The sequence below is a fragment of the Flavobacterium jejuense genome (assembly GCF_006491595.2).
GTDB classification, from domain to species: domain Bacteria; phylum Bacteroidota; class Bacteroidia; order Flavobacteriales; family Flavobacteriaceae; genus Flavobacterium; species Flavobacterium jejuense.
Genome location: NZ_VEVQ02000067.1, coordinates 1 through 223, shown reverse-complemented (window position 1 = coordinate 223; position 223 = coordinate 1). Strand labels below are relative to the sequence as shown.

Here is a 223-nt window from a genome sequence, read left to right as displayed (position 1 = left end):
GTAACTAAAAGAAGCATTGTCTAATGCATTAACAGTTACAGAAACACTTGAACTATTAGGACAAGATCCAGCAGTTGTATAGGTTACTGTATAAGTTGCAGGAGTTGATGCGGAAACATCAATTGCACCTGTTGAAGCATTTATAGAAAGACCAGCTGGAGAGCTTGCAAAAGTTCCACCTGCTAAACCAGAAATAGTTGGAGTTGGATCTGAAGCATTCACA

Annotated in this window: 1 protein-coding gene; it reads right to left on the bottom strand. The window is 39.0% G+C overall.

Annotation, left to right across the window (positions count from 1 at the left end):
* On the bottom strand, window positions 1-223 hold a 223-nt coding region (locus FIA58_RS21240), incomplete at both ends, for a hypothetical protein (RefSeq protein ID WP_140964683.1).